1 protein-coding gene and 1 pseudogene are annotated in these 3,114 nt (G+C 73.5%); one reads left to right on the forward strand and one right to left on the reverse strand.

Translation table 11 applies throughout. The annotated features are described in order from the left end of the window. Positions 1–10: 10 nt before the first annotated feature. The gene (pcrA, locus tag ABEB16_RS08175; RefSeq protein WP_425560139.1) at positions 11–2,311 is read left to right on the forward strand and encodes a DNA helicase PcrA; all 2,301 of its coding nucleotides are present in this window, start codon (positions 11–13) and stop codon (positions 2,309–2,311) included. A gap of 45 nt (positions 2,312–2,356) precedes the next feature. Here pcrA and ABEB16_RS08180 read toward each other — a convergent pair. Then, positions 2,357–3,114 (reverse strand): annotated as a pseudogene (locus tag ABEB16_RS08180) (hypothetical protein); the annotation flags it as partial.

Here is a 3,114-nt window from a genome sequence, read left to right on the forward strand (position 1 = left end):
CGCGCCCGGGGTGGTCGCCTCCCCGGGGGTGGCCGGGGCCGTGGGGGTGGCCGGGGCGGTCGTGCACGCCGGCTCCCCGCTGCTCATCGTCGCCGGCGCCGGCTCGGGCAAGACGCGGGTGCTCACCCACCGCATCGCGCACCTCATCAGCGCCCGCGGGGTGCAGCCGGGGCAGATCCTGGCGATCACCTTCACCAACAAGGCCGCCGCCGAGATGCGCGAGCGGGTCGCGGCCCTCGTCGGTGACGTCGTCGGCTACGGCGCGAACGGCATGTGGGTCTCGACGTTCCACTCCGCCTGCGTGCGCATCCTGCGCCGGGAGGCGCGCACCGTCGGGCTGCGCCCGACGTTCTCCATCTACGACGCCGCCGACAGCCAGCGGCTGATGGCCCTCGTCGGCCGCGACCTCGACCTGGACCCCAAGCGCTACCCGCCGCGCGCCTTCTCCGCGATGGTGTCCAACCTCAAGAACGAGCTCGTCGACCCCGAGGCGTACGCCGCACGGGCGGCCTCGGAGGACGGCAACGCCACCGAGCGCACCCTCGCCGCCGCCTACGCCCTCTACCAGCAGCGGCTGCGCGAGGCGCACGCCCTGGACTTCGACGACCTCATCATGACGACCGTCGCCATGCTGCAGGCCTTCCCCGACGTCGCCGAGCACTACCGCCGCCGCTTCCGCCACGTCCTCGTCGACGAGTACCAGGACACCAACCACGCCCAGTACGTCCTCGTCCGCGAGCTCGTCGGCGGCTCCGTCTCCGAGGCCGCCGCGCGCTCGGGGCGCACCGCCGCCGACGGCACCGTCGTGCGGGAGGACACCCGCATCGGCGTCCCGCCGGCCGAGCTCACCGTCGTCGGTGACGCCGACCAGTCGATCTACGCCTTCCGCGGCGCGACCATCCGCAACATCGCCGAGTTCGAGCAGGACTACCCCGACGCGCGCACCGTGCTGCTGGAGCAGAACTACCGCTCCACCCAGACGATCCTCACCGCCGCCAACGAGGTCATCCGGCAGAACCCCGACCGGCGCGCGAAGAACCTCTGGACGGCCTCGGGGGAGGGTGAGCGGATCGTCGGCTACGTCGGCGACGACGAGCACGACGAGGCCTCGTTCGTCGCCGAGGAGGTCGACCGGCTGCACGACACCGCCGGCGTCCGCTACGGCGACGTCGCCGTCTTCTACCGGACGAACGCGCAGTCGCGGGCGCTGGAGGAGGTGCTCGTCCGCACCGGCCTGCCCTACAAGATCGTCGGTGGCACCCGCTTCTACGAGCGGCGCGAGGTCAAGGACGCGATGGCCTACCTGCGGGTGCTGGCCAACCCCGACGACACCGTGAACCTGCGCCGCATCCTCAACGTGCCCAAGCGCGGCATCGGGGACCGCGCCGAGGCGTGCGTGGCGGCGCTGGCGGAGCGGGAGCGGATCTCGTTCGGGGCGGCGCTGGAGCGGGCGGGGGAGGCGCCGGGCATCGCGACGCGCTCCCTCACCGCGGTGCGGGGCTTCGCGCAGACGATCTCCGACCTGCGCACCCTCGTCGACGCCGGCACGCCCCCGGCGCAGGTGCTGGAGGCGGTGCTGGAGCAGACCGGCTACCTCGCCGAGCTGCGCGCCAGCTCCGACCCGCAGGACGAGTCGCGGGTGGAGAACCTCGCCGAGCTCGTCGCGGTGGCGCAGGAGTTCACCGGCGCCAACCCCTCCGGCACGCTGGCGGACTTCCTGGAGGAGGTCTCCCTCGTCGCCGACTCCGACCAGATCCCCACCCCGGAGGAGGCCGAGCAGGGCGTCGTCACGCTGATGACCCTGCACACCGCCAAGGGGCTGGAGTTCCCCGTGGTGTTCCTCACCGGCATGGAGGACGGCGTCTTCCCGCACCTGCGCTCGCTGTCGGACCCCGAACAGCTCGCCGAGGAGCGCCGCCTGGCCTACGTGGGCCTCACCCGGGCCAGGCAGCGGCTCTACATCACCCGCGCCGCGGTGCGCAGCGCGTGGGGGGCCCCGCAGCAGAACCCCGCCAGCCGGTTCCTCGACGAGGTGCCCGAGCACCTCGTGGACTGGCGGCGCACCCAGGCGCCGGTGGTCCGCAGCACCGCCGCCCCCGCGGTGGCCCGGCTCGGCCCCGCCCCCCGCCCCACCGGCGGCAGGGCGGTCGTCAGCCTGCAGGCCGGCGACCGCGTCACCCACGACACCTTCGGGATGGGCACCGTGGTGCGGGTGGAGGGCGAGGGGGACAAGGCGGTGGCGCACGTGGACTTCCGCACCGAGGGCACCAAGCGCCTGCTGCTGCGCTACGCCCCGGTCACCAAGCTCTGAGGCGCGCCGGCCCGCGCGGACCGCGGGCCGGCGCGGGGTGACGGCTCAGGAGATCGTCACCTCGGTGTGGTACTTCACGGTGAACCCGACGTAGGCGCCGTACCCGGTGCTCGCCTGGCCGTGGTGGGTGCCGGCCACGTCCGGTGCGGCGGCTGTGAAGGTGAGGGTCCACAGGTCGTAGTCGTCGTTGGAGATCTGGCCGATGGGCCACATCGGGCCGGTGAACGGCGGCCGCTGGCGCACCCCGGAGCAGAACACGTCGCAGTCGTCGTCGACGAGCTGGACGGACACGCCGGCGCTGCCGTTCGTGGCGTTGTCGAGGTTCTCCACCGCGAAGCCGCCCAGGGAGGCGGACTGCCCGTCGGAGAGCGAGCGGTTCGCGAGGACGCGCGCCCTCTCCACCCCGTCGATCTTCGCGTGGGCGGAGATCTCGCCCGCGCCGCTGCCGTCGCTGTCGTCGGTGATCCTCACCTCGTCCAGCACGACCCGGACCTTCTTGGAGCGCGTGGTGAGGTAGCCGCTCTCCACCCACGACCTCCCGGCCGCATCGGTGGCCGTGAGGAACCACTGGTAGGTCGTGGCCGGGTCGAGGCCGCCCACCGTCAGGGTGCGCGCGGTGGCCGGGGTGGTGGCGGTCGCCGTCCCGCCACCGGTGCCCCAGAACTTCCGCACCTCCAGGACGGCCGTGGTCGCCGGGTTCGTCGTGTAGGAGATGCGGGCGCTGCGCAGACCGGTCGTGACGCCGAGGTCGCGCACGCAGTCGTGCTCGCAGCTCGCCGGCATCGTGGGGACCGTGGTGGGCA

Source organism: Kineococcus glutinatus (assembly GCF_039542765.1).
GTDB classification, from domain to species: Bacteria; Actinomycetota; Actinomycetes; order Actinomycetales; family Kineococcaceae; genus Kineococcus_A; species Kineococcus_A glutinatus.